General features: G+C 43.1%; 3 protein-coding genes and 1 pseudogene. 1 reads left to right on the top strand and 3 read right to left on the bottom strand.

Annotation, left to right across the window (positions count from 1 at the left end; all coding sequences use genetic code 11):
- The coding region (locus tag E2K52_RS13560) for a LysR substrate-binding domain-containing protein (protein WP_151205558.1) at positions 1-677 on the top strand (677 nt) is incomplete at its 5' end.
- A gap of 373 nt (positions 678-1050) precedes the next feature.
- On the opposite strand, the gene E2K52_RS13555 is transcribed toward E2K52_RS13560, so the two are convergent.
- From E2K52_RS13555 to E2K52_RS13545, 3 genes and pseudogenes are all read right to left on the bottom strand, one after another.
- Entirely contained in the window at positions 1051-1911 is an 861-nt protein-coding gene (locus E2K52_RS13555; RefSeq protein WP_151205557.1) for an alpha/beta fold hydrolase, read from the bottom strand.
- Between the two features lie 271 nt (positions 1912-2182).
- Positions 2183-3424 (bottom strand): OprD family outer membrane porin, encoded by a 1242-nt coding sequence (locus E2K52_RS13550; RefSeq protein WP_151205556.1) that lies wholly within the window; start codon positions 3422-3424, stop codon positions 2183-2185.
- A 480-nt stretch (positions 3425-3904) separates the two neighbouring features.
- A pseudogene (locus tag E2K52_RS13545) lies at positions 3905-4250 on the bottom strand (4-hydroxy-2-oxovalerate aldolase); the annotation flags it as partial.

The following is a 4250-nucleotide window of genomic DNA, read 5'->3' as shown; positions in this document are numbered from 1 at the left end:
CCGTTGCCATGGCGCGTCAGGTGTCGCAGGCCAAGCAGCAGATGCTGCGCATCGGCTTTGTGCCGGTGGCCGAAATGAAGATCTTTCCGTACATTCTGCCCAACCTGCGTGTCCAAAACCCGGATCTGAAAATTGAACTGCTCAGCCTGAACAATACCGAGCAAATGAGATTACTGAAAAAAGGCGATCTAGATCTCACCTTTACCCGTCACAACTTCCATAGCGACGAAATTGAAAGCCAGTTTGTCCTGCGTGAGCCGCTAATCTTTATTTTGCCTAAAGATCATCCACTGGCCAAATATGAACGAATTCCGGTTAAAGAGTTGAATGGCATAGACTTTATTATTCCTGCTGCCGAACAGTCACTGACCCTGCACAATGCGATTTTAGACTTTGCCAAGGCCAACAATCTTGAATTCAACATTGTGCAAAAAGCTGACAATATCCTGTTCAACATCAACTCGATTGGCATGGGCTTAGGTTGCACGATTTTACCGGGCTATATTGCCCCGTTGACCATGAATAATACGGTCATTCGTCCGCTTGACGTTGAACTGCCTTATCTGGATTTATACGTGAGTTACCGCAAAGCTGGAAATTCAATGGCCGTGGACAAGTTCCTGGAGTTACTGACCCACGTGTTCTATCTCAATATCAATCGCGACGAACAAAAATAAATTTCCGCTTTTTTTGACAGCACAGGTTGCGCTATACATACCTGTGCTATTTGCTTTTATTATTTTCTTATTAAAACCCGCTTTGTATTCTGGTTTTTTCATAAAGGCTGACTTTTTGGCGCCTCAAAATCAGCCTTAACCTGGGCTGCAGATGAGGAACTCCCGCTCAAAAACCATCTGCTTTACAACTTAAGTCTAATGAAAATTTAAGTGTTTTTTCTTCTAAAAAAGCCTCAATCTAGACTTAAAACAGATTAAAAATATCTATCAAACTTGCTACACGAGAAAGGTGACTGCTTTAGCTCTCTCCATAAAATCGTTTAGCCATAAAAAAAGGATGCCAGGCATCCTTTTTTTATATTTTTACTCGGGCTTATTTTACGCCATGTGCCAGCAGGTAGTTTTTGATAATGGTATTAAACTCTTCTGCTTTTTCTACCTGGGACCAGTGGCCGCACTGGCTGAAAATGTGGGCATCGGCATTTGGCACAATATTCAGAATATCCCAGGTCCGTGATACAGGAATCACCACGTCTTGCGTACCGTGGATCAACAGCACAGGAACTGTGATCTCTTTCATTTTTTCAAAATCAAGCGGGAATTCAAAACGGTCACGGTCACGTGCACCCACCACATCCATCAAACGATTTGATGCATAGTCATTTGCAGCAGACGCAAAACGTACTTTTACCAGTTCATCAGTAATCAGGTCTTTGTTTACGACAAACATAGAAAGGGTTTTCTTGATCCCTTCTTCAGTAAGCACCGGATTTGCGTGCGCTTTCAACGCGGCAGTTTGTTTCGCACCGCCGGTTCCCATAGAAACAATACCAAGAACACGTTCTGGATAGTCAAGTGCCATCTGGAAAGCCAACCAGCCACCCAGTGAGTTACCGACCAACCAGGTTTTTTCAATACCCAGTGCATCTAAAGTACGCACCGCATGATCAACCCAGGCACGAATACCATAAGCCGTACCAGGTGCTACCACAGTCTGGCCATAACCAATGGTATCAATGGCGATACAACGTGCCTGCTCACCAATGGCTGGAAGGTTTAACCACCAGTTTGCCGCCGCCGATACACCAGTACCTGAACCGTGCAGGAACAGAATTGGTGTACCTTCACCAATCTCGTGATAGTGCGTCAACTCACCTTCTGCCGTTTCAATCCATTTGTCTTCTAAACCAAAAAATGGATCTGTTTTGTATTCTGGGATTTGAACAGTGCTCATGTTGATTCCTCTTACAGTTTTTAGCTTGCGTGTCCATCTGATAACAGAGGTCAACGCCAAGTTGACTCATTAACAATGACTTTTTTACACCCTTATCTTAACCGCTGCAGCCGAGTCAACTGATACAAAATTACGATTGTATGCTACAAAAAAAATATAATTTAAATATCTGTTTTATATAAATATTTTATTTTAATTCCTTAAGTTTTCTCAGACTTTAGGGCTTAAAAAGGCGATGCTGTTGCATCGCCGGTTTAAATCTGCTGAATGCTTAGAATTTATAGGTATAGGTGGTCGCCACACGGTATTCCTGCAAATCGGACTTATAATCAAAATCAGCATCGATATACATGGCCTGGACGCCTAAGCCTTTTAATTTACCCTCTGGCACTGTGTAATTCACAATCAGGTTCAACTCGTCTGAATCCTGATCTTTTTTGGTGCCGTAAGTTGCATCCTTCCCCAGCATATACACGGCGGTAGCATTCAAGCCCTTGGCACCCAGTTCAGAGAAATCATAACCATAGGTTAAACCCAATGATTTTTCATCAGGATTGGTAAAAGTCGCAACCCCCCAGTTGACCAGATAAGGCTGTGGCACCCAGCCGCCCAATGTCGGGAATGCTGAATCGCCCAGCATTTGCTGATAGCCCAAACCAATCGTATGTCCACCATGATTAAGTTTAGTACCTACTGATAAAGCCTGGTTATCAATCTCACCATAGAGTTTGTTACCTGAATCCGAGTTATCGAAGTAACGTACATGGCTGGTCAGTTTGCTTTTTTCACCTAAAGCAGCAGTATGGTTTAAACCTACAAAATGTTGCTGATAGATGTCTTGTACATCTGCGTACCAATAGCTTGCACCCAATTCCTGAGTGAATTGATAGTCTAATCCTGCAAGCCACATTCCGTCAGATGTTGCACCATTGTCATAGGCAGGTGGCGCAAATTTGCTGAGGTCACGAAACTGGTTGTCATAACGGTTGTTAATGCCGTCAATATAGGCCAGCGTTAACTTGGTATTTTTCAGGTCTTTAGATTCTAACCATGCACCGCTAAACGTGGTAAGTAACTGACGCGATGGATCAAACACCAAAACTGGAGAAACTGGCAATAATTCACCCACTTTCAATTCAGTTTGCGATACTTTGGCTTTTAAGGTGGCACCGACTTTACCAAAATTGTCTTTCGACTCTTTACCATCATGCGGCAAAATAAAGTCTGGATTTCTGTCACGGCCATTCAGCTTAAAGGCATGCTGCACCAACAGGTCTGCACCAACCTGAATACCGCTACCAATATCGTGATAGCCAGATTTGGCATCCAGCATCACCCCCTGAGACCACGAACCCCAGTTTTTAGCGGAATCGTCTTTAATCTGGCGATCTAGGTAAAAGTTTTTAAATTTGAGCTGGACCTGACTGTCGTCAATAAAATCTGCCTGAGTTGCAGTGGTTCCTAAAGTTGCTGTTGCAGCCAGCATTGCTATCCATAAATTTTGACGACGCATGACTTATTCCCAATAATCAAATAAAGCTAGGGCGCCATCATGCTGAACAATGGCCAGAAACGGAATCCGACCAGAGTATTAAGATTTAAGTCATGCACCCTATTTTTGTTTTTTCCTGACTCGCCCTCCGCTCAGGTTAAGAGCTTTAAACAATAAGATATTTTGCTCGATATTCGTGGGGTTTTTTCTAAACCCTTGTTCTGTCATTTATTTTTAACAAAATTTTAGTTTTTTAAATATAAAACAAGAAAATTAAGCGCTTTTAAGTTTAAATCCCCATATTAATTCTTCTAAGCAATTGATTATATTAATATACTTCAGCTATAAACCAATATGCTTTAGCTATAATTTAAATTTAAGCAAGTAACGCTTCTACTTCGCGCTCCTCTTCTTAAAATACAAAACGCCCGATGACCTACATCGGACGTTGATCTGAAAATAACTGCGCAGCGGTTTAAAGGCTAAACAGTTAAAAACACATTAAGCTTCGGCTTCTTTGGCTTTGGACATGGTCAATGCCAGATCTTCAATCATGTCTTCCTGACCACCGACTGTGCCACGGCGGCCCAGTTCCAGCAGAATTTCGCGTGCAGATACACCATATTTGGCTTCCGCACGTTTCGCAAACAACAGGAATGATGAGTAAACGCCTGCATAGCCCAGTGTTGCCGCATCGCGGTCTGCACGGATCGGGTTGTGCATCATTGGAATTACCAGATCTTCTGCCACGTCTTGTACTTTAAACAGGTCAACCCCGGTGTCCATCCCCATACGGTTGGCAACGGCAATGAACAGTTCAAGAGGTGTATTTCCTGCACCTGCGCCC

The sequence above is a fragment of the Acinetobacter sp. RF14B genome, assembly GCF_006864105.1.
GTDB lineage: Bacteria > Pseudomonadota > Gammaproteobacteria > Pseudomonadales > Moraxellaceae > Acinetobacter > Acinetobacter lwoffii_C.
Note: the sequence above shows the minus strand (reverse complement) of the source record. Positions and strands in the feature narration are given on the sequence as shown.